The organism is Antrihabitans cavernicola, assembly GCF_008297975.1.
Lineage (GTDB): Bacteria > Actinomycetota > Actinomycetes > Mycobacteriales > Mycobacteriaceae > Antrihabitans > Antrihabitans cavernicola.
Genome location: NZ_VLNY01000002.1, coordinates 202,272 through 222,699 on the forward strand (window position 1 = coordinate 202,272; position 20,428 = coordinate 222,699).

At 65.3% G+C, this 20,428-nt stretch carries 21 protein-coding genes; 14 read left to right on the plus strand and 7 right to left on the minus strand.

Going from position 1 to position 20,428, the window contains the following annotated elements; all coding sequences use genetic code 11:
• The first annotated feature begins 11 nt into the window (after positions 1–11).
• The 6 genes from FOY51_RS04710 to FOY51_RS04735 all read left to right on the plus strand — a co-directional run bounded on the left by FOY51_RS04710 (position 12) and on the right by FOY51_RS04735 (position 4,864).
• Positions 12–581, plus strand: a complete 570-nt coding sequence (locus FOY51_RS04710; RefSeq protein WP_149429049.1) for an NADPH-dependent FMN reductase — start codon at positions 12–14, stop codon at positions 579–581.
• 5 nt (positions 582–586) lie between these two features.
• On the plus strand, positions 587–1,714 hold the full coding sequence (locus FOY51_RS04715) for a class I SAM-dependent methyltransferase (protein ID WP_149429050.1): 1,128 nt from the start codon (positions 587–589) through the stop codon (positions 1,712–1,714).
• 141 nt (positions 1,715–1,855) lie between these two features.
• The gene (locus FOY51_RS04720) at positions 1,856–2,698 is read left to right on the plus strand and encodes a Bax inhibitor-1/YccA family protein (RefSeq protein ID WP_187776179.1); all 843 of its coding nucleotides are present in this window, start codon (positions 1,856–1,858) and stop codon (positions 2,696–2,698) included.
• A 66-nt stretch (positions 2,699–2,764) separates the two neighbouring features.
• The gene (locus FOY51_RS04725) at positions 2,765–3,460 is read left to right on the plus strand and encodes a VOC family protein (protein WP_149429052.1); all 696 of its coding nucleotides are present in this window, start codon (positions 2,765–2,767) and stop codon (positions 3,458–3,460) included.
• Positions 3,461–3,523: 63 nt separating this feature from the next.
• Positions 3,524–3,847 (plus strand): DUF1330 domain-containing protein, encoded by a 324-nt coding sequence (locus tag FOY51_RS04730; RefSeq protein ID WP_149429053.1) that lies wholly within the window; start codon positions 3,524–3,526, stop codon positions 3,845–3,847.
• 303 nt (positions 3,848–4,150) lie between these two features.
• Complete coding sequence (locus FOY51_RS04735) at positions 4,151–4,864, plus strand: type IV toxin-antitoxin system AbiEi family antitoxin (RefSeq protein WP_503487657.1); 714 nt, start codon at positions 4,151–4,153, stop codon at positions 4,862–4,864.
• Positions 4,865–4,883: 19 nt separating this feature from the next.
• Here FOY51_RS04735 and FOY51_RS04740 read toward each other — a convergent pair whose 3' ends face one another.
• On the minus strand, positions 4,884–6,104 hold the full coding sequence (locus tag FOY51_RS04740; RefSeq protein WP_149429054.1) for an acetyl-CoA C-acetyltransferase: 1,221 nt from the start codon (positions 6,102–6,104) through the stop codon (positions 4,884–4,886).
• A 61-nt stretch (positions 6,105–6,165) separates the two neighbouring features.
• On the minus strand, positions 6,166–7,119 hold the full coding sequence (locus FOY51_RS04745) for an SGNH/GDSL hydrolase family protein (RefSeq protein ID WP_149429055.1): 954 nt from the start codon (positions 7,117–7,119) through the stop codon (positions 6,166–6,168).
• 117 nt (positions 7,120–7,236) lie between these two features.
• Here FOY51_RS04745 and FOY51_RS04750 point away from each other — a divergent pair, with 117 nt between their 5' ends.
• Both FOY51_RS04750 and FOY51_RS04755 read left to right on the plus strand, forming a co-directional pair.
• Positions 7,237–8,640 (plus strand): cystathionine beta-synthase, encoded by a 1,404-nt coding sequence (locus tag FOY51_RS04750; protein ID WP_149429056.1) that lies wholly within the window; start codon positions 7,237–7,239, stop codon positions 8,638–8,640.
• Between the two features lie 14 nt (positions 8,641–8,654).
• On the plus strand, positions 8,655–9,086 hold the full coding sequence (locus tag FOY51_RS04755) for a protein-tyrosine phosphatase family protein (RefSeq protein WP_149429057.1): 432 nt from the start codon (positions 8,655–8,657) through the stop codon (positions 9,084–9,086).
• On the opposite strand, the gene FOY51_RS04760 is transcribed toward FOY51_RS04755, so the two are convergent.
• On the minus strand, positions 9,083–10,261 hold the full coding sequence (locus tag FOY51_RS04760; RefSeq protein WP_149429058.1) for an acyl-CoA dehydrogenase family protein: 1,179 nt from the start codon (positions 10,259–10,261) through the stop codon (positions 9,083–9,085). The two genes, FOY51_RS04755 and FOY51_RS04760, sit on opposite strands and share 4 nt — an antisense overlap.
• Positions 10,262–10,307: 46 nt before the next feature.
• Between FOY51_RS04760 and FOY51_RS04765 the strand changes: the two genes are divergently transcribed.
• Complete coding sequence (locus tag FOY51_RS04765; protein ID WP_149429059.1) at positions 10,308–11,480, plus strand: cystathionine gamma-synthase; 1,173 nt, start codon at positions 10,308–10,310, stop codon at positions 11,478–11,480.
• Here the strand turns inward: FOY51_RS04765 and FOY51_RS04770 are convergent.
• On the minus strand, positions 11,473–12,111 hold the full coding sequence (locus FOY51_RS04770; protein WP_149429060.1) for a TetR/AcrR family transcriptional regulator C-terminal domain-containing protein: 639 nt from the start codon (positions 12,109–12,111) through the stop codon (positions 11,473–11,475). The two genes, FOY51_RS04765 and FOY51_RS04770, sit on opposite strands and share 8 nt — an antisense overlap.
• Positions 12,112–12,199: 88 nt before the next feature.
• Here FOY51_RS04770 and FOY51_RS04775 point away from each other — a divergent pair, with 88 nt between their 5' ends.
• Both FOY51_RS04775 and ilvA read left to right on the plus strand, forming a co-directional pair.
• Positions 12,200–13,147 carry a quinone oxidoreductase family protein gene (locus tag FOY51_RS04775; protein ID WP_149429061.1) on the plus strand — a complete coding sequence of 316 codons (948 nt, stop codon included), beginning with the start codon at positions 12,200–12,202 and terminating at the stop codon, positions 13,145–13,147.
• An 85-nt stretch (positions 13,148–13,232) separates the two neighbouring features.
• Positions 13,233–14,396, plus strand: coding sequence for a threonine ammonia-lyase (gene ilvA / locus FOY51_RS04780; RefSeq protein ID WP_235916169.1), 1,164 nt, complete (start codon positions 13,233–13,235; stop codon positions 14,394–14,396).
• 54 nt (positions 14,397–14,450) lie between these two features.
• Here ilvA and greA read toward each other — a convergent pair whose 3' ends face one another.
• On the minus strand, positions 14,451–14,948 hold the full coding sequence (greA, locus tag FOY51_RS04785; protein ID WP_149429063.1) for a transcription elongation factor GreA: 498 nt from the start codon (positions 14,946–14,948) through the stop codon (positions 14,451–14,453).
• 222 nt (positions 14,949–15,170) lie between these two features.
• Positions 15,171–15,590, minus strand: coding sequence for a DUF4307 domain-containing protein (locus FOY51_RS04790; RefSeq protein WP_149429495.1), 420 nt, complete (start codon positions 15,588–15,590; stop codon positions 15,171–15,173).
• A gap of 168 nt (positions 15,591–15,758) precedes the next feature.
• Here FOY51_RS04790 and mca point away from each other — a divergent pair, with 168 nt between their 5' ends.
• From mca to FOY51_RS04805, 3 genes are read left to right on the plus strand one after another with little or no spacing between them, the layout of a single operon-like run.
• Positions 15,759–16,640 carry a mycothiol conjugate amidase Mca gene (gene mca, locus FOY51_RS04795; RefSeq protein ID WP_149429064.1) on the plus strand — a complete coding sequence of 294 codons (882 nt, stop codon included), beginning with the start codon at positions 15,759–15,761 and terminating at the stop codon, positions 16,638–16,640.
• A complete protein-coding gene (locus tag FOY51_RS04800) occupies positions 16,637–16,912 on the plus strand; it encodes a hypothetical protein (RefSeq protein ID WP_149429065.1) in 276 nt (91 codons plus the stop codon). Before mca ends, FOY51_RS04800 begins: the two co-directional genes overlap by 4 nt.
• Positions 16,905–18,914: a thioredoxin domain-containing protein gene (locus FOY51_RS04805; protein ID WP_149429066.1), complete on the plus strand. Its 2,010-nt coding sequence runs from the start codon at positions 16,905–16,907 to the stop codon at positions 18,912–18,914. Before FOY51_RS04800 ends, FOY51_RS04805 begins: the two co-directional genes overlap by 8 nt.
• On the opposite strand, the gene FOY51_RS04810 is transcribed toward FOY51_RS04805, so the two are convergent.
• Positions 18,839–20,401 (minus strand): adenylate/guanylate cyclase domain-containing protein, encoded by a 1,563-nt coding sequence (locus tag FOY51_RS04810; RefSeq protein ID WP_149429067.1) that lies wholly within the window; start codon positions 20,399–20,401, stop codon positions 18,839–18,841. The genes FOY51_RS04805 and FOY51_RS04810 overlap by 76 nt on opposite strands.
• Positions 20,402–20,428 lie beyond the last annotated feature (27 nt).

A 20,428-nucleotide genomic window follows, 5' to 3' on the forward strand; every position in this document is an offset into this window, starting at 1 on the left:
ACGGTTGGGGCATGCCCACACTGACCATCGTCATCGCATCCACTCGCCCGGGCCGAGCAGGTCTGCCCATTGCCACGTGGTTCGAGAAGCATGCACACGCTTTCGACGGATTCGACGTGGTCGTTGCCGATTTGGCGGAAGTGAACCTGCCGATGATGGACGAGCCGAACCATCCACGGCTGCGCCAATACACCAAGCAGCACACCAAGGATTGGAGCGCGGTGATCGACGCGTCGGATGCGTTCGTCTTCGTGACTCCCGAATACAACTACGGCTACCCGGCGCCGCTGAAGAATGCGATCGACTACCTCCATCAGGAATGGCTGCACAAGCCCGTGGGCTTCGTCTCCTACGGCGGCGTCGCCGCGGGTACCCGTTCGGTGCAGCAGCTCAAGCAGGTGGTGACCACGTTGAAGATGGTGCCGCTGTTCGACGCGGTCAGCATTCCGTTCCACACCCAATTCATCGAAGACGGCGTGGTCGTGCCGAACGAGATCATGGAGACGTCCGCCGACGCCATGTTGGCCGAACTTGCGCGGGTTGAAGCAGCGTTGCGCCCGCTGCGTGCGGAGTCCGAGTAAGCGCCGTGCTCACGATCGACGAGCTGTTCGCCGGGCTGCGGCGCAGCCCCGATGTGGAGGCGCCCAACCTCTTTGCTGTCGACGCTGCGGACCGGCTGATTCTCGATCTCGCTGCCGAGTCGCTAGCAGCGGTAGCAGGCTCGCAGATCGTCGTGATCGGTGATCACTACGGCGCGCTGACCCTCGGAACGGCGGCCAGCTACGGCCTCGACGGTATTCGTGTCCATCAGGACGAGCTGACCGGCGAGCGCGCGTTGGCTCGAAACGCCGATGCCGCTGGGCTTTCCGCGCGCTATCGCCAGTGCGACGTCGACGCGGACTTGCTCGACGGTGCCCGTGTGATTCTGGTGCAGCTGCCGCGCTCACTCGGAGCGCTGGCCGAAATTGCCGATGCCATAGCGAGTTTCGCCGATCCGGAGGTCCGTGTGTACGCGGGCGGGCGCGACAAGCACATCTCGGTCGCGATGAACGATGTGTTGGCACAGCGTTTCGAGCGGGTCCAGGCAAGTCGGGGGCGACAGAAATCTCGGGTACTGACGGTCTCGGGTCCGACGCCGAGGGCAGTTCCCGAATATCCGGTGACGTCGAGGGTGCCCGATCTGGATCTGACGGTAGTGGCACACGGCGCGGCGTTCGCGGGCGCCAAACTCGACATCGGCACCCGATACCTCCTCGACTTCCTGCCACGAGCGACGGCAGGCAGCACGGCCGTCGACCTCGGGTGTGGAACCGGGATTCTGGCCGTGGCGTTGAAACGGCTGCGGCCCGACGTCACAGTGATCGCGACCGATCAATCGGCAGCTGCTGTCGCATCGGCCCGAGCGACAGCCGCAGCGAACGGCGTCGACGTAGACGTGCTCCGCGACGATGCGATGGCGTCGTTGCCGGACGCCGGCACCGACCTGATCGTCTGCAACCCGCCCTTCCACGTCGGTGCGGCTGTCCACACCGGTGCGGCGACCAAGATGTTTCGGGCTGCGGGACGAGTACTGCGCCCGGGTGGTGAGATGTGGACGGTCTACAACACCCACCTGAACTATCGCGCTGCGCTGGCCCGATCGGTCGGAACCACCGAGGTGATGGGCCGCAACGCGAAGTTCACGGTGGTCCGCTCGACACGAGATCTGCCATAGCCCGCAAATAACCGGTAGAGTCCGTTTTGTCCGATGTTTGGTTACAGTCCGGTCGTGGGGCCTGGGAACTGGACATGCACTTCGGACGTTCTACGTACAGTAACGCCGCAAAGAAAGCCCCAACGAGAAGGGATGTGCCCGGTGCGCACCACCAGCAACCCGGTATTCCGGAATCTGCCCAAAGAGGGCGGTGGATATGCCACGTTCGGCTCTGCGGCGGCAGGTGCCGGACAACTAACGCAGCAGTTCGGTCAGCAGACCGCGCCGCAGCAGTACCAGACGGGTCCCGATTCCCGTGCCATGACGATCGACGACGTGGTGACCAAGACGGGCATCACGCTCGGTGTGCTCACGGTCGCCGCGATCGTCTCCTACGTGCTCGTGCACGGCAACACGGCGTTGGCGACCCCGTTCGTCATCGGCGGTGGCTTGATCGGCCTCGTGCTCGTGCTGATCGCCACGTTCGGCCGGAAGATGGACAACCCGGCGGTCGTGCTCAGCTACGCCGCCGCGGAGGGCGTGTTCCTCGGTGCGCTGTCGTTCATGTTCACCGACGTCACGTTCGGTGGATCGGGCGGTAGTTCGCTGATCGTGCAGGCGGTCCTCGGCACGTTCGGCGTATTCGCGGGCATGCTGGTCGTCTACAAGACCGGTGCCATTCGGGTGACTCCGCGATTCACCAGGATGATCATCGCGGGCATGATCGGCGTCGTCGTTCTTGCCCTCGGCAACATCGTCGCAGGTTTCTTCACCTCCGGTGGCCTCGGCCTGCGTGACGGTGGCCCCATCGCCATCATCTTCAGCCTCGTCTGCATCGCGCTCGCAGCGTTCAGCTTCCTGCTGGACTTCGACGCAGCCGACAAACTGATTCGCGCACAGGCTCCCGAAAAGGCTGCCTGGGGTGTGGCATTCGGTCTCACGGTCACGTTGGTGTGGCTCTACGTCGAGATCCTTCGACTGCTCAGCTACTTCAACAGCGACTAGCAGCAACCACGGAACGGCCCCCGAGGAATCCCTCGGGGGCCGTTTCGTTTGTCTAGGCTGAAAAACATGTCGACGATGACGTTCAAAGACCTGTGTATCGACGCGGTCGATGCCGAGCGGCTCGGCAACTTCTGGGCTGGTGCGCTGGGACTCGAAGCACGTTCCGCCGGTGACGATTCCAACGGCGATGTCCAGTTGGTCGGCCCGACCGATCGGCACACGATCTGGGTGAACAGGGTTCCCGAACCGCAGACCGTCAAGCACCGAATCCATCTCGACGTAAACGTCGCGTCGATCGACGAGCTGACGCAGCTCGGAGCCACCGTCGTCGACCCGGAAACCTTTCCATGGACACTGATGGCAGATGCGGAAGGCGGCGAGTTCTGCGCGTTCGTTCGCAAGGGCGAGATCACGCACCGGCTCTACGAGATCGGCGTCGATTGCGGCAACTCGGCCGATGAGTGCCACGGGCTCGCGGCGTGGTGGGCCGAAGCATTCGGGGCGAGTCTGAACGACGACGACAGCGGCTATTCCTACATCGAAGGCATCCCTGGTGCGCCGTTCGATTCGATCGACTTCGTGCCCGTTCCCGAACCGAAGGTCGGCAAGAATCGCATTCACCTGGACGTCTTCGGTGACGTCGACGACCTCGTCGCAGCTGGTGCCACCGTGCTTCGGGCGCAGGACGACGAGATCGCGTGGACGGTGCTGGCGGATCCGGCGGGCAACGAATTCTGCGTATTTCCATTACCTGCGACGTAATCGACGGCGTGCGCCCCGGGCGGAAGTATCGGTCTCATCAACCGATCGATCGAGGAGAACGCCATGACCGCCTACGCAGTTGCCAGCCTGACGAATGTCGATATCGGAGCAGGCGTCGTCGAATACCTGGAACGCATCGATGCGACGCTCGCACCGTTCGGCGGTAAGTTCATCGTCCACGGCAGCGAGCAGACCATGCTCGAAGGTGAGTGGCCGGGCAGCCTGATCGTGATCGAGTTCCCGGATCGCGCTGCCGTCGGCGGCTGGTACCGATCCGAGAAGTACCAGCAGATCCTGCGCCTACGAACCGACAACGCCGCCGGAATCGCCATGATCGTCGACGGCGTCGATGCGGACCACAAAGCGACTGATGTCTTGGCGCACTGAAATGCCCAACGGGTGGTTGCCGGAACAAACGCCGAGAGGCGGGACCGATATCCTCCCGTTCGGCCTGTGGACAGCGAGAAAGTTATCCACAGATCGGCTGGGGCGGCCTTCAAGGCCATTCTGTGGGCTTGGCTTGGCGTGGAGGAACCATTTCTGGGATCGCGTGCATCACAGCTAACCGAGCATCAGCTTCGCCACGACTGCCTGCGCATCTATCGCGATGTTTACGTCCGTCGAACAACGACCGTCACTGCGGCCGTCCGCGCGAAAGCGGCTTGGCTGTATGCGGGCGAAGACTCTGTCTTGACTGGCTTCTCAGCCGCGGCGCTGTACGGCACAAAATGGATCGATCCCGACGAGCGGCCGGAAATAGTTCGGCCAGGTCACTTTCGCCCTGCTCCGGGGATGGTCGTTCGCGACTACAGGTTGTTGCCTGACGAGATTGCAATGGTCGACGGCATTCGTGTCACCACGCCGGAGCGTGCTGCATTCGATCTCGGCCGCCGACTCTCACCACGAAGAGGTGTCGCCGTGCTCGACGCACTGTGCAACGCGACGGATGTGAAGCCGATCGACGTTCTGAGGCTTGCGGAACATCACCGCGGAGCTCGTGGCATCGTGCGGCTCCGATCCGTGCTCGACGACGTCGACGGCGGCGCTGAGTCGCCGCCGGAGAGTCACACCAGAATGGTGCTGGTCGAAGCTGGGCTACCGCGGCCCGAGACGCAAATCAACATCATCGACGGGTCTGGGCGCGTTGTCGCGCGCGCCGATATGGGCTGGCGTCGATGGCGAGTGCTGGTCGAGTACGACGGGGAGCACCACTGGACGGATCGAGGACAACGGGCGTGGGACATCGATCGCACGGCGATATTGGAATCGCTCGGTTGGGCGGTGATCCGTGTCGGTGCTCAGCTGCTCTATGACCGGCCGCACGAGTTGATTCGACGAGTCCGAGCGAAACTGACCGACGACCGGGTGGTTACCGGAACAAACGCCGAGAGGCGAGGTCGATAACCACCCGTTCGAGGAGAGATCAGGAAAGGCGCTCCAGCACCATCGCCATACCCTGGCCACCACCGACGCACATGGTCTCCAGACCGAACTGCTTGTCGTGGGTCTGCAGGTTGTTCAGCAGGGTCGCGGTGATGCGGGCACCGGTCATGCCGAACGGGTGACCGAGCGCGATCGCTCCGCCGGAGACGTTGAGCTTGTCCTCGTCGATCTTCAGCTCACGCGCCGAGCCGAGCACCTGGACGGCGAAGGCCTCGTTGATCTCGACGAGGTCGATGTCGTCGATGGTCTTGCCTGCGATCTTCAGCGCCCGGCGGACCGCCTCGATCGGACCGAGGCCCATGATCTCGGGGGAAAGGCCGGAGACGCCGGTCGACACGATGCGGGCGAGCGGCGTCAGGCCCAGCTCCTTGGCCTTGGTGTCGCTCATGATGACGACTGCAGCGGCACCGTCGTTGAGCGGGCACGCGTTGCCTGCGGTGATGGTGCCGTCGGGGCGGAAGACGGGCTTCAGCTGGCTGATCTTCTCGTATGTCGTGCCTGCGCGCGGGCCGTCGTCGGTGGAGACGACGGTGCCGTCGGGCAGCGTCACCGGCGTGATCTCGCGCTCGAAGAAGCCGGCCTTGATGGCTTCCTCTGCGCGGTTCTGTGAGCGAACACCCCAGTGGTCCTGGTCTTCTCGGGAGATGCCCGTGAACTGCGCGACGTTCTCGGCGGTCTGGCCCATCGCGATGTAAACGTCCGGCAGATCGCCCGACTCACGTGGGTCGGTCCACTTGTCGGCGCCACCCTCGGCGCGCTTCACCGTGCGGGCTTCGGCATCGGCGAACTTCTCGTTGTGGGTGTCGGGCCAGCCGTCCGAGGTGCCCTTCGGGAAGCGGGAGACGGTCTCGACGCCGGCCGAGATGAACACGTCGCCCTCGCCGGCCTTGATGGCGTGCAACGCCATGCGGGTGGTCTGCAACGACGACGAACAGTAGCGATTGAGGGTGACGCCGGGCAGGAAGTCGTAGCCGAGCTGCACTGCGACCACCTTGGCCAGGTTGAAACCAGCTTCGCCTGCGGGCTGACCGCAGCCGAGCATCAGATCGTTGATGTCGGTGGGGTCGAGGGCAGGCACCTTGTCCAATGCGGCGCGGACCATCTGCGTCGTGAGTTCGTCGGGGCGGATGCTTACCAGCGAGCCCTTGCCTGCGCGACCGATCGGCGACCGGGCGACGGAAACGATTACTGCCTCGGGCATGAAGAACTCCTTTGTCCTGGAGAGGGCCGCGACCACGGCGAGTGGTCGCTCGACATCGAACTTACGTTGCGCTGAGTTGACGATTTTCGCGACGCCACAAGAATCGGTTTGCGGCGTCGGCGGCACGGACGGCGAGGCGTCGGCCTTCCGCTACTTCGGAGTATTCGGGAAGGGTGGGAAGCGGTCCACCGTGCCAGACGCCCAGTTCGGCTGCCAGCACCGGAATGATCTGTGCCGCAGCAAGTTCGTAGCCTGCCGCGGACGGATGGAAGCCGTCGGCGGAGAACATCCGGTCGGGTGCGGCCAAGAACTCGGGGGAGAGTAGGTCCGCGAGCGCAACTGGTCGTCCGCCTGCGGCCTTGACCGCTGCCGTCTGGGCGGAGCGCAGCCGCATGCCCCACTCGCGCACCACGGTTCGCAACGGTTGCGGAATTGCCGTCACGATCCCCAGATCGGGGCAGGTCCCGACCACCACCACGCTGCCACTCGCACGCAGGCGTTCGACGGCGTCGCCGAGTCGGGCAGCTGATTTGTGGATCGAATGCTTCTTGGTGACGTCGTTGGCACCGACCATGATCACGGCCGCGTCCGGCGGTTTTCCGGCGATGAACATCGCATCGACCTGACCCTCCAGCCCCTTCGATGTCGCACCGGAGATCGCCTTGGTGCTCAGTCGAATTCGCTTGCCCGTCTCCTCTGCCAGCCCACGGGCCACCAGTACGCCGGGAACCTCGTCGGCAACTGTGCAGCCGAGCCCGGCCGCCGTCGAGTCGCCGAAGATCATGAGGTGCAGGTCGGCATGCGCGCCGGATTGCCACCGCTCGGGAGCACCGCCGCCCGCCGCGTAGACGCCGTCGGCCTCCGGAGGCTTGGCCGTGGTGCGCCCGATGGCGCCGCGGGCCGCACTGGCCTGCGACATCAGGTGCTTGTACGCAGCCCACGACGCGGTCCCGGCGCTCGAGCCTGCAACAACGGTCGCCGCACCGGTTACCGCCGCCGTTCGCCACCCGCGCATCCGAGTTCCTTTCGTATCGACAGGCACTTACAAATCTAACCGGATTTCCGACCGTGCGCCGGAACCTGACCGTGAGCCGGTCTGCGTCACCGTTGGATGTTCTGGGAGCATGGAGACATGCGCATCGCAGATCATGTGGTCGACCTCATCGGCAACACACCCCTGGTCAAGCTGAATTCGGTGGTCGGAGCCGATGCGGGGGTGGTTGCGGCCAAGGTGGAATACCTCAATCCGGGTGGTAGCGCCAAGGACCGCATCGCCGTCAAGATGATCGACGCGGCCGAGAAGTCCGGCGCGTTGAAGCCTGGCGGCACCATCGTCGAACCCACGTCCGGCAACACCGGCGTCGGCCTCGCGCTGGTGGCACAGCAGCGCGGCTACAAGTGCGTGTTCGTGTGCCCCGACAAGGTCAGCGAGGACAAGCGCAACGTGTTGCGCGCCTACGGCGCCGAAGTGGTCGTATGCCCGACAGCGGTCGCGCCGGAGCACCCGGACAGCTACTACAACGTCTCCGATCGTCTCGTCGGCGAGATCGACGGCGCCTGGAAGCCCGACCAGTACTCCAATCCCGGTGGACCCGAAAGTCACTACGAGACAACCGGTCCCGAGATCTGGAACGACACCGACGGCAAGGTCACGCACTTCGTCGCCGGCGTGGGCACCGGCGGCACCATCACCGGCGTCGGCAAGTACCTCAAGGAGGTCTCCGGTGGCAAGGTCAAGGTGATCGGCGCCGATCCCGAGGGTTCGGTCTACTCCGGCGGCACCGGTCGTCCGTACCTGGTGGAAGGCGTCGGCGAGGATTTCTGGCCCAGCGCCTACGACCCCGACATTCCCGACGAGATCATCGCCGTCTCCGACGCCGATTCGTTCGACATGACCCGCCGCCTCGCTCGCGAAGAAGGCCTGCTGGTCGGTGGGTCGTGCGGCATGGCAGCGGTCGCCGCAATCCAGGTCGCCGAGCGTGAAGGTCCGGATGCGTTGGTGGTCGTCCTGCTGCCGGACGGTGGCCGCGGTTACCTGTCGAAGATCTTCAACGACGACTGGATGTCGTCCTACGGCTTCCTGCGTTCGCGTCTGGACGGCAAGACGGACGAGCCGACGGTCGGGCACGTGCTGCGCGGGAAGTCGGGTGCGCTGCCCGACCTCGTGCACACCCACCCGTCCGAGACGTTGCGCGATGCCATCGAGATCCTGCGAGAGTACGGCGTCTCGCAGATGCCGGTGGTCGGCGCCGAGCCGCCCGTGATGGCCGGCGAGGTGCAGGGCAGCGTCACCGAGCGCGACCTGCTGAGCGCCGTCTTCGAAGGCCGTGCGCACCTTGCGGATTCGGTCGAGAAGCACATGAGCGAACCGTTCCCGCTGATCGGATCCGGCGAACCGGTGTCCGCGGCGACGAAGGCGCTCGGCGATACCGATGCGTTGATGGTGGTGGACGACGGCAAGCCGGTCGGCGTGATCACCCGCCACGATCTGCTGGGCTTCCTCAGCAGTGGCGCGCTCGGGCATCCGCCGGCCTGATCGCTGCGGTCCCGATGGGGCAGTGGGGGTCCGGGCCGGGCGTCGTCGAATTTCCCGACGGCCGGCGGATCCGCGGGTTCGGGCTGCGCCATGCTCGCCCCGACATCGCCGTACCCGAGTTTGCTGTCTATCTGCTCGGTCGGGATCCCGGTCCGCAACCGTGGGAGTATCGCTGGGTGCGGTGGCGCGACTTTCGACGTCCGTCCTCGACCGCGGAAGCCGTTGCGGCACTGCGTGAGGCCCGTGAACGAGCCGCGGATCAACGGGTCGAGATCGCGTGCAAGGGTGGCGTCGGGCGGACGGGCACGGCTGTTGCGCTACTCGCGGTGCTGGCCGGAGTGCCCGCACCGGACGCGGTGGCATGGACCCGCGCGAACTACCACCGTCGCGCAGTCGAAACTCGCGGCCAGCGCCGCTGGATCAGCGACGCCGCCGCGATGCTCTAACGGAATGCATTCGATCCGGTCAGCGCCTGACCGATCACCAGCTGATGCACCTCGGCCGTGCCTTCGTAGGTGAGCACCGACTCCAGGTTGTTCGCGTGCCGCAGCACCGGGTACTCCAGCGTGATTCCGTTGGCGCCCAGGATGGTTCGGCATTCGCGTGCGATCTTGATCGCCTCCCGCGTGTTGTTGAGTTTGCCGACGCTGACCAGTTCGGGAGGCAACGTGCCCGCATCCTTCAACCGTCCTAGGTGCAGTGCAAGCAACTGGCCTTTGCCGACTTCGACTGCCATGTCGGCGATCTTGGCCTGCGTCAGCTGGTAGCCGGCGAGCGGCTTGTCGAACACCTCACGCGTCTGCGAGTACTCGATGGCGGCCTCCAGGCAATCGCGGGCCGCGCCGATCGCGCCGAAGATGATGCCGAACCGGGCTTCGGTTAGGCACCCGAGCGGTCCGCTGAGTCCGCGTGCCTCGGGCAGCATCGCGTCTTCGGGTAGGCGGATGTCGTCGAAGCTCAACTCTGCCGTCACCGACGCGCGCAACGACAGCTTCTTGTGCATCTCGCGTGACGTGAATCCCGGCGTATCGGTGGGCACGATGAAGCCCCGAACCTTGTCGTCCGTCTGCGCCCACACGATCGCGACGTCCGCGACCGAGCCGTTGGTGATCCACATCTTGGATCCGTTGAGAATCCAGTCGGAGCCGTCTCGCTTGGCGCGGGTGAGCATGCCGCCGGGGTTGGAGCCGTAATCGGGTTCGGTGAGTCCGAAACAGCCGATCGTCGTGCCCGCCGCCATTCCGGGCAGCCACTGCTGCTTCTGCTCTTCGGAGCCGTACTTGTAGATCGCCGTCATGGCGAGCGAACCTTGGACGGAGATCATGCTGCGGACACCGGAGTCGACGGCTTCCATCTCCATGCAGGCCAAGCCGTATGCAGTGGCAGACGTGCCTGCGCAGCCGTAACCGTGCAGGTGCATGCCGAGGAGCCCGAGCGAGCCGAGTTCCGGTGCCATCTCGCGGGCGGGGAAGGTGCCCGCTTCGAACCAGTCGGCCACGTGCGGTCGTAGGCGTTCGGCAGCGAACTTGCGGACGGTCTGTTGGATCTCTCGTTCTTCGGCATCCAGCAGCCCGTCGATTGCGAACAGTTGGTCCACCGTGATCGTCTTCGCATCAGCCATACCGCCAACGTACTACCGCCCAACGGTCGCCCACTACGCTGAAGTCATGAGTGAGCAGCGCAGCAAGGCAGACAGCACCTCATGGCAGGGATTCTCGACCCGGGCGGTGCACGCCGGGTACGAGCCGGATCCGCAAACGGGCGCGGTCAACGTGCCGATCTATGCCAGTTCCACGTTCGCTCAGGACGGTGTGGGCGGGCTGCGCGGTGGTTTCGAGTACGCGCGCACCGGTAATCCCACGCGCGCAGCGCTCGAAGCGAATCTCGCTGCCATCGAGAAGGGCACGTACGGTCGGGCCTTCGGCTCCGGTATGGCCGCGACCGACTGCCTGCTCCGCACCGCGCTACGACCGGGCGATCACCTCGTCATCCCGAACGACGCATACGGCGGTACTTTCCGGCTGATCGACAAGGTGTTTTCCCAGTGGGGCATCGAGTACTCGGTCGCTCCGGTGTCTGACGTGGATGCCGTGCGCGCAGCGGTCCGCCCCAACACCAAGCTCGTCTGGATCGAGACACCCACCAACCCGCTGCTGAATGTCGGCGACATCGAAGCGCTTGCCGGGGTTGCGCACGAGGCCAACGCAAAGCTCGTGGTGGACAACACTTTTGCCTCGCCGTACCTGCAGCAGCCGCTACCGCTGGGTGCGGACGTCGTTCTGCACTCGACCACGAAATACATCGGTGGTCACTCCGACGTGGTCGGCGGCGCACTGATCACCGATGACGAAGAACTCGATACCGCCTTCGCATTCCTGCAGAACGGTGCGGGCGCGGTTCCCGGTGCGTTCGATGCGTTCCTCACGCTGCGCGGCATCAAGACCCTCGCGCTGCGCATGGAGCGCCACAGCGACAACGCCGAGGCATTGGTGGAGCTGTTGACGTCGCATCCCAAGATCGACCAGGTCATCTACCCTGGCCTCGCCGACCACCCGGGTCACGACGCGGCCGCCAAGCAGATGCTGCGATTCGGCGGCATGATCTCCGTGCGGGTCAACGGCGGCAAGCAGGCTGCGCAGGAATTCTGCTCGCGGACAGAGATTTTCACGCTGGCCGAGTCGCTCGGCGGCGTCGAATCGCTGATCGAGCATCCGGGTGCGATGACCCACGCATCCACCGAGGGGTCGGAGCTCGAGGTTCCGGACGACCTGGTGCGGCTGTCTGTCGGCATCGAGGACGCCGCGGATCTGGTCGGCGACGTGGAGCAGGCCCTCAGCTAGGCAGCATCGTTGCCAATCCGGCGAGGATCACGTTCAGCCCTCGCCGGAACTGGTGGTCCTCGGCAGGTGGATGCTGTTGTGCCGCAAGCTCGGCCACGATCGGCGTGAGTTCGCGATCGATGCGATCGCGTCGTCGCGCGGGGTCGTACCTGTCGTCGCGTTCACCGGGGCGTGGATACACCGCCTGCTCTTCGATCGCGAAACCCACTGTGTAGGAATAGATCGTGCTCAGCGCCAGCGATGCGTCGTCGGCGCCGAAACCCGCGTCGAGCAGAACCTGAAGCGACGCCTCCATCGATCGATACATCGCATCGTCGGTCAGGTAGGTGCCGGGCACCATCTTGGCGCCGTCGCGGTAGCGCAGCAGCGCAGCCCGTAGCCCGACGCCGTACGTCGTGGCGAACTCGCGCCAGTCCATACCCTCCCACTCGAGCGGGTTCTCCGCCGAGTCCGCGAGGACCGTGGTGGCCATGGCGTCGAGCAGTTCTTTCTTGTTCTTGAAATGCCAGTACAAGGCGGGCGCTTGTACGTCGAGTTCGGTGGCGATGCGACGCAGCGTAAGGCGTTCGAGTCCCACCTCGTTCAGCAGCTGCAAGGCAGTGCGCACAACGCGCTCGCGGTCGATCGCCATTGCCGATTTCCTTTCGTCTGTTGACACCTTAACGCCGTTAAGGCATTCTCGATCGCGGATACCGACTTAACAACGTTAAGGAGACGTCATGGACGCAGCAATCGTGCACACACTGGGGCAACCGCCGAGGTTCGGCACCTTCGAAGACCCGATACCGGGCGACGGCGAGGCGCTGGTCGACGTGCGCGCCGCAGCGATCACCAACATCGCGAAGATGCGGGCAGCCGGAACGCACTACAGCGCGCACACCGAACTACCGGCGATTCCCGGCATCGACGGCGTCGGTCGTCTCGACGACGGCCGCCGCGTGTTCGTCGGAGGAGCGCGAGCGCCGTACGGGTCGATGGCCCAGCGTGCGGTCGTCGACACGCGGCGTCTCATCGAGGTCCCGGACGGAATGGACGATGTCACCGCGGCAGCGTTGCTGAATCCCGGCGTCTCGGCCTGGACATCGTTGGCCTGGAGCGCCGACCTGCAGCCGGGGCAACGCGTGCTGATCCTGGGGGCGACAGGTGTCACCGGCAAGCTGGCGATCCAGGCCGCCAAGCTGCTCGGTGCGGGCGAGGTGGTTGCAGCAGGTCGCAACCCCGAGGGGCTGGCCCGGGCAACCGAGTTGGGTGCCGACTCGGTCATCCGGCTCGATGCCCCCGACCTGCCGGGCGCGTTCGGGGACGCCGCGGGGGAGAACGGGTTCGACGTCGTCATCGACTATCTCTGGGGCGTGCCGACCGAGGCGCTGCTGACCGCACTGACACGCAGCGATCTGTCTCCTGCGGGCGGCAAGACGCGCCTGGTTCAGGTCGGTGAGATGGCGGGCGCCACCATCGCGCTGCCGGGTGCGGTGCTGCGGTCGACGAAGTTGGAGATCGTCGGACACGGCACCGGTACCGTTCGCGGCCCGCAGGAGATGGCGGATGCGTTCGCGCGCGTGCTCGGCGGCGGGTTCGAAATCGACACCGAAACCGTGCCGCTCAGCGATGTGGAATCCGCGTGGTCGAGGAACGCGAACGGTGTCCGATTGGTACTTGTTCCCTGAGCGTGAGCGGCGTGGCACAGTGGCGTCTGTGGACCTGCTGACAATCGATCAGATCAACGCCGCTTCGGAGCTGTTGGCACCGGTTATGCGGCGAACCCCGTCGGTGGCGTCGCGTGTCTTGTCCGAGCGAACGGACCACCAGGTGTGGTTGAAATGCGAAAACCTCCAGCGCACAGGCTCGTTCAAGCCGCGGGGAGCCTACAACCGGATCGCCAATCTGTCGGCGGAGGAACGGTGCAACGGCGTGGTCGCGGCCAGCGCAGGCAATCATGCGCAGGGTGTCGCCTGGGCCGCAACACAATTGGGGATTCCGTCGACGGTGTTCATGCCGGCCAACGCCGCCTTGCCCAAAGTGGTTGCCACCAAGGCCTACGGCGCGACGGTGCATCTGGGCGGCGAGACCATCGAGGATGCGCTGGACAAGGCGCGTGAGTTCGCCGAGCAAGTCGGGGCCACGCTGGTGCACCCGTTCGATCACATCGACGTGGTCTCCGGACAGGCCACCGTTGCCCTGGAGATCCTCGAACAGATACCCGACGTGGAGACGATCGTCGTTCCCACCGGCGGTGGTGGGTTGATCGCGGGAGTCGCTGCTGCCGTCCATGTGCTGGCACCGCACGTTCGCGTGATCGGCGTGCAGGCTGCGGATGCAGCGGCGTGGCCGGGTTCGCTCGCTGCAGGCAAACCGGTTCGGGCCCAAGCGATGTCGACCATGGCCGACGGTATCGCGGTGGGCTTGCCGGGTGTGGTGACGTTCGCCCACGTCCAGTCGTATGTGGATACGATCGTGACGGTCAGTGAGGATGCGCTGTCGCAGGCGTTGCTGCTGTGCATGGAGCGCGCCAAGCTGATCGTCGAACCTGCCGGTGCCGCGGCCGTCGCCGCGCTGATGACCTGCGCTGCCGAGGAACTGAATTTGCGTGGGCCGGTATGCGCGATCCTGTCCGGCGGCAACATCGATCCGTTGTTGCTGACCCATGTCATCCACCACGGTTTACGGGCGTCGGATCGCTATCTTGCTGTGCGCGTGACCATTCCGGACCGGCCGGGCGGGCTCAGTCGGCTGCTCGGCGTCGTCAGCCAGAGCGGTGCGAGCGTGGTCGATGTGGTGCATCAGCGGACGGCGGGCACGCTCGCGCTCGACGAGGTCGAGGTGTTGCTGACGATGGAGACTCGGGGGACCGAGCATCGCAACGCAGCCTTGGCCGCACTCGCCGATGCCGGTTTCGCTGTGACAGTGCAGGACTAGTCTTTGAAACGACGAAAGGCCGCCGGCAATCTGCTGGCGGCCTTCGCGCAACGATTACGTGTGGTACGGCTCCGCGCTGACCAGCGTGACCTTCATGGTCTTGCCGTTCGGCAGCGAGTATTCACGGGTGTCGCCGACCTTCGCGTCCAGGAGCGCACCACCCAGCGGTGAGTTGGGGGAGTAGACCTCGAGCTTGGCGTCGCCGGTGCCTTCTTCGCGGGTGGCGATGAGGAAGGTCTCGGTGTCCGACTCGTCGCCGTCGTAGTAGACCTTGACGACGGAGCCGGGCAGCGCGACGCCGGACTGAGTGGGAGCCTCGCCGACCTTCGCGTTGTTCAGCAGTTCCTGCAGCTGGCGAATACGGGCTTCCTGCTGACCCTGCTCTTCGCGCGCGGCGTGGTAGCCGCCGTTCTCTTTGAGGTCGCCTTCTTCGCGGCGTTCGTTGATTTCGGCGGCGATGATCGGGCGATTCGCGATGAGCTGGTCGAGCTCGTGCTTGAGCCTGTCGTGTGACTCCTGGGTAAGCCAGGTCACCTGCGTCTCGGTCGTCATCTCGATCACTCCCTCGTAGTGGCCCCCGCTGCGGGAACCCGGTCAAAGCAGGCGCCCCAAGCGAGGCTGAAGGTGTTCGAACCCCCAGCAGCCCCCGTTCTGGAGCCGACCCGCCGTGCCGCCAATGCAACAAACACGGCTCCGATCGATCGGAACCGTGTACGCACCGATTTTAGCACGATCGGGATGTGGCCGAACCGACGCCTACCGGACTACTGCTGTTCAGCCCGTTTTCAGATACTTCGGGACGTCGAAGCTGCAGCCGTACACATCGCCGATCGCGGGCGGGGCCGACGTGCGGATCGTGGTGGTCACTTCCACCGTTCCGCTGGGTGAGGGTTCGACGTAGACCTCGCGACGGCCGACCTCGTTGCCGCCTTTGGCGCGGGCTCGAACGATGCAATCGACCGGGCGGCTCGGGTCTTTGCGGGTAACGGTGAAGCGGAGGCTCACCGTGGTGTCGTCGACGATGGTGTACGTGACTGGAGTGCCCTCGAGTTCCTTGGGGCCGAACTCCTTGTAGCCGACGTACGCGATGCCGACACCTGCGATGACCACGACAATGCCGAGTGCGATGGCAATCCATCGCGGCGGTATCCGGCCGCGACCGGGATAGCGCCCTACCGGGCCCGGTTGCGTCATACCGCTGTTCTCGGCTGTGTCATCGGTCCGTTCCATGTGGCTGTTCGGGGCGCTCGGGCAGGGGTACAACCCGAGTCGGAAGCATCGGGTGGAACTATAGGGGAAGCGAGATGACGCGCCGCGGGTGCGGACGTTGCAGGCTGAAGCGAAACCGAGGTGAACGAATACGTGAGCGGACTTCGGCTCATGGCGGTGCATGCGCACCCGGACGACGAATCGAGCAAGGGCGCGGGCACCATGTCGCGCTACGCCGCGGAGGGCAACGACGTGCTGGTCGTCACCCTGACCGGTGGCGAGCGCGGTGACATTCTGAATCCGGCGATGGACACCCCCGGCATCAAGGACCGGATCAACGAAGTCCGACGCGAGGAGATGGCCGAAGCCGCACGCATCCTGGGTGTCGAGCAGACCTGGCTCGGCTTCGTCGACTCCGGGCTGCCGGAGGGCGATCCGCTGCCACCCTTGCCTGAGGGCTGCTTTGCGCTCGTCCCGCTAGAGGAATCCACCGAGGCGCTGGTCAAGGTGATTCGGGAGTTCCGCCCGCACGTCATGCTCACCTACGACGAGAACGGCGGCTACCCGCACCCCGATCACATCAGGTGCCATCAGGTTTCGATGGCCGCGTTCGAGGCAGCAGGCGATTCGGCCAAGTTTCCCGACGCCGGACCGGCCTGGGCGCCCTCGAAGATCTACTACATTCACGGGTTCATTCGTCGCAGGCTCGAATTGTTCAAGGAAGAGTACGACCGCCGCGGCGAGCCGTTCCCGATGCAGGAGTGGCTGGACAGGTGGCGTCGCCCCGAACAGGGAGACATCATGGCGAGGGTGACGACGCAAATCCGATGCGGTGACTACTTTCCGCAACGCGACGACGCCTTGCGCGCGCATGCGACGCAGATCGATCCGAACGGAACCTTCTTCGTCGTTCCGATGGACCTACAGCAGAAGATCTGGCCCACCGAAGAATTCGAGCTCGCGAAGACGCGTGTTCGCACCGCCATTCCGGAGACCGACCTGTTCGCCGGAATCACCACGGATGGCACGCAATGACCGCTTCGCACGCACTGACCCTCTTTCTGGCGCAAACTCCCACCAGCCCGACCGGACCGGAATTCGGTAAGGCATCGCCCATCGGTCTGGTGATCATTCTCGCGTTGCTGGTCGGCACCGTGCTGCTGATCCGCAACATGAACAAGAAGATCAAGCGGCTTCCCGAGTCGTTCGAACCCGAGCATCCCGAACCCGATCAGGACGCCGACGAGGGCACCGATCGCGGAGCTGCTCACCCCGACGACAAGCGCTCGGGGAGCGAATCTGCGTAATCGCAACGCGCTTCGTGAGGCCACCAGCCCGTATCTGCGCCAGCATGCCGACAATCCGGTGCATTGGCAGCAGTGGAGTCCGGATGCGTTGGCGTGGGCGCGCGAACGCGATGTGCCCATCCTGTTGTCCGTCGGCTACGCGGCGTGCCACTGGTGTCATGTCATGGCGCACGAGTCCTTCGAGGACGACGCCACCGCCGCGTTGATGAACGAGAACTACGTGTGCATCAAGGTCGACCGCGAGGAGCGGCCGGACATCGACGCCGTGTACATGAACGCCACCGTCGCGATGACCGGCCAGGGCGGTTGGCCGATGACGTGCTTTCTCACTCCCGACGCCGAACCGTTCTACTGCGGAACGTATTACCCGAAGACTCCGCGCGGCGGCATGCCGTCGTTCACCCAACTGCTCGATGCGATTGCCGAAACGTGGCGAAACCGACGCGACGAGGTTGCGACTGCCTCGGCTGCCATAGTTGCCGAATTGCGTAGTGGTGCAACGCTGCCCGACGTTGATGTCGAGATCGGTGCACCGCTGCTCGATGATGCGGTGGCCGCCGTCCTGCGCGACGAAGATGTCGCGCGCGGTGGATTCGGCTCCGCGCCGAAGTTTCCGCCGTCGGCGCTGCTGGAAGGACTGCTGCGCAGCTACGAACGCACCGGCGACACCGCGACGATCGCCGCGGTGGAACGAGCCGCGTCGGCGATGGCACGCGGCGGCATCTACGACCAACTGCGCGGCGGGTTCGCTCGCTACAGCGTCGACGCAAGCTGGGTGGTTCCGCATTTCGAGAAGATGCTCTACGACAACGCATTGCTGTTGCGCAGCTATGCACATCTCGCTCGTCGCACCGGCTCGGTATCGGCGACTCGAATCGCCACCGAGACAGCGCAATTCCTGTTGACAGATCTGATCACGGAGCAGTTCGGCTTCGCATCGGCGTTGGACGCCGACACCGACGGAGTCGAGGGCCTCACCTACGCGTGGACGCCCACCGAGTTGATCGCCGCGCTCGGCCCGGACGACGGCGCCTGGGCGGCAGAGCTTTTCGCGGTAACGACAGCTGGAACCTTCGAGCACGGCACCTCGGTTCTGCAGCTGCCGGTCGATCCCGACGACGACGCACGATTTCGACGTGTGCGGTCCGTGCTCCGCGAGGAACGCGCTCGGCGTCCACAGCCCGCGCGCGACGACAAGGTCGTGACCGCGTGGAACGGGATGGCGATCACCGCGCTCGCCGAAGCCGGCGCCGGACTCGATGTGCCGGAATGGATTTCCGCGGCCGAGTCGACCGCACGCTTTCTGCTCGACGAGCATCTGGTCGACGGCAGGCTTCGGCGGGCGTCGCTCGGCGGAGTCGTCGGCGAGGCGGCAGGTGTGTTGGAGGACTACGCGTGGTTGGCAACAGGGTTGCTCACGCTGCACCAGGCCACCGGGGCCGTCGAGTGGCTCGACGCAGCACAATCGATACTCGACACTGCGACCGAGCATTTCGCAGATCCGGACAGTCGCGGAAGCTGGTTCGACGCCGCCGACGACGCGGAAGCCTTGGTGGCGCGGCCCCGCGATCCGATCGACGGCGCTACGCCGGCAGGCGCGTCGGCGCTGGCCGAAGCATTGTCGATGGCAGCAGGATTGGGCGATCCCGACCGGTCTGCGCGCTACAGCGATCTGGCGGCGGCGACGCTGGCGCGAGCGGGCGTGATTCTCGCGAGGGCAGCGAGATCTGCAGGCCACTGGTTGGCAGTTGCCGAGGCCTGGCAGCGTGGGCCGATGCAGATTGCCGTCGCGACCGAATCCGCAGACGATCCGTTGGTTCGCGCAGTTCGCGAGTTGGCGCCGGGCGGTGCCGTCGTGGTCGTCGGTGTGCCCGATTCGACGCCGCTGCTTGCCGATCGACCGCTGGTCGGCGGCGCCGCCGCTGCCTACGTCTGTCGCGGATTCGTCTGCGACAGGCCGGTTTCCACAGTCGACGAACTCCGCTCGCTCTTGGCTCCGTAACCCGAACTGCTGCCCCGATTGTCGGTCCAGCTCTTCGTGTCGTGCTCCCGGCCGCGCAGGCGCAGCACGCCGTGCGGAGTCCACAGGTCACGCTCGTCTGCGTCGGCGGCGTCGATCACTTTCTGGCTCACCAAGATTCGCTGCCGAACGGTCTTCGCGGCGTCGGTCAGCCGGGCGGCCTCGTTGACCGGATCGCCGATCACCGTGTATTCCAGTCGGGTGTCGGAGCCGATGTCGCCGGCGAACACCGTGCCGCGGGCAACGCCGACGCCGATATCGAGTTCACCGAGTGCCAGCACCGAGTCGCGGATCCTCCGGGCGGCGCGCAGTGCCGAGCCTGCGTCGTCGTCGAGTTCGATCGGTGCACCGAAAATGCACAGTGCCGCATCGCCTTCGAACTTGTTGACCAGTCCGCCGTTGGCTTCCGTGGCGTCGACGACGATGGTCAGCAGACGATTGAGCTTGTCGACGAACTCGCGCGGTGCGAGTCGGTGGGCCAGCTCGGTCGAACCGACGACATCGACGAACAACGCCGTCGCTTCGCGAAGGTCGCCGGTCAGATCGGCGCCTGCGTTGAGTGCACGATCGGCAACGCCCGCGCCGACGTGACGTCCGAACAGGTCGCGGAGTCGCTCGCGTTCGCGGAGTCGCTCGGTCATGTCGTTCACCGACGTCTCCAGCAACCCGATTTCGCTGGTGCTGTCCACCGGCACGACGACGTCGAGATCGCCTGCCGTGATGCGACGCACTGCCCTGCGCAGTACGCGCAACGGTGACGCCACGGAGCGTGACAGCGCGACCGTCGCGAACGCGCCGGTGAACAAGCTGGCGATGGCGATGTAGATGGCCGCGCGTATGCGCTCGTTCGGAATCGAGGATGCGTCGGAGAGCACCAGAATCATGCTGCCGAGTGGCAATCCGCTGGCGAGCAGCCAGGTGACCGTCACCCGAACCAATACCGTCGACGTCGGGTGGGCTGCCGAGCGAACGACGTCGGCGATCATCGGAATCGTCGGGCGCAGTAGACGATCGATGACCAGATAGGTGAACCCGGTGGACGCCAGCGCGCCGAGGGTCACGAGCGCCACCCCGGCGATCATGTCGCGGCCCGGCGCAAGGGTGGCGAGCAGCACCGCTTCCAAGACGATCCCGGGAATCCAGATGGCGCCGCTGAGCGCCGCCATCACCCAGGGGAGCCGCAGGATCCGCTGCCCGTCAGCAGCCGTCGGCAGCTCGGTGCGCGTCAGCCAGCCGAGGTTGCGTCGTTGCACCCACATGGTGACCGCCGTACCCGCGACCGTCGCGATCACCAGGTAGCACAAGGTGATCGACACGATCTGTGCTGTGGCGTCGCCCAGGCGCGACAGCACGCCGGTCAGCCAGAGTTGGGTCAGCACAACGGAGAATCCGCCGAGACCGCAGGCTGTCGTGAGTGCCGAGAAGCCGACGGGGGAGGCGGCCGCCCACAGCCGCAGTCGCGAGAGCATGCGCTATCCCCGCCTGACCTCTGTCGT

What these genes read in the sequence shown, in the direction of transcription:
- FOY51_RS04725 (WP_149429052.1), top strand. Translation starts at nt 2,765, where the DNA reads ATGTCGACGATGACGTTCAAAGACCTGTGTATCGACGCGGTCGATGCC.
- FOY51_RS04775 (WP_149429061.1), top strand. Translation starts at nt 12,200, where the DNA reads ATGGACGCAGCAATCGTGCACACACTGGGGCAACCGCCGAGGTTCGGC.
- FOY51_RS04765 (WP_149429059.1), top strand. Translation starts at nt 10,308, where the DNA reads ATGAGTGAGCAGCGCAGCAAGGCAGACAGCACCTCATGGCAGGGATTC.
- FOY51_RS04810 (WP_149429067.1), bottom strand. Translation starts at nt 20,401, where the DNA reads ATGCTCTCGCGACTGCGGCTGTGGGCGGCCGCCTCCCCCGTCGGCTTC.
- FOY51_RS04730 (WP_149429053.1), top strand. Translation starts at nt 3,524, where the DNA reads ATGACCGCCTACGCAGTTGCCAGCCTGACGAATGTCGATATCGGAGCA.
- FOY51_RS04710 (WP_149429049.1), top strand. Translation starts at nt 12, where the DNA reads ATGCCCACACTGACCATCGTCATCGCATCCACTCGCCCGGGCCGAGCA.
- FOY51_RS04770 (WP_149429060.1), bottom strand. Translation starts at nt 12,111, where the DNA reads ATGGCGATCGACCGCGAGCGCGTTGTGCGCACTGCCTTGCAGCTGCTG.
- FOY51_RS04800 (WP_149429065.1), top strand. Translation starts at nt 16,637, where the DNA reads ATGACCGCTTCGCACGCACTGACCCTCTTTCTGGCGCAAACTCCCACC.
- FOY51_RS04750 (WP_149429056.1), top strand. Translation starts at nt 7,237, where the DNA reads ATGCGCATCGCAGATCATGTGGTCGACCTCATCGGCAACACACCCCTG.
- FOY51_RS04760 (WP_149429058.1), bottom strand. Translation starts at nt 10,261, where the DNA reads ATGGCTGATGCGAAGACGATCACGGTGGACCAACTGTTCGCAATCGAC.
- ilvA (WP_235916169.1), top strand. Translation starts at nt 13,233, where the DNA reads ATGCGGCGAACCCCGTCGGTGGCGTCGCGTGTCTTGTCCGAGCGAACG.
- FOY51_RS04740 (WP_149429054.1), bottom strand. Translation starts at nt 6,104, where the DNA reads ATGCCCGAGGCAGTAATCGTTTCCGTCGCCCGGTCGCCGATCGGTCGC.
- FOY51_RS04745 (WP_149429055.1), bottom strand. Translation starts at nt 7,119, where the DNA reads ATGCGCGGGTGGCGAACGGCGGCGGTAACCGGTGCGGCGACCGTTGTT.
- greA (WP_149429063.1), bottom strand. Translation starts at nt 14,948, where the DNA reads ATGACGACCGAGACGCAGGTGACCTGGCTTACCCAGGAGTCACACGAC.
- FOY51_RS04755 (WP_149429057.1), top strand. Translation starts at nt 8,655, where the DNA reads ATGGGGCAGTGGGGGTCCGGGCCGGGCGTCGTCGAATTTCCCGACGGC.
- FOY51_RS04790 (WP_149429495.1), bottom strand. Translation starts at nt 15,590, where the DNA reads ATGACGCAACCGGGCCCGGTAGGGCGCTATCCCGGTCGCGGCCGGATA.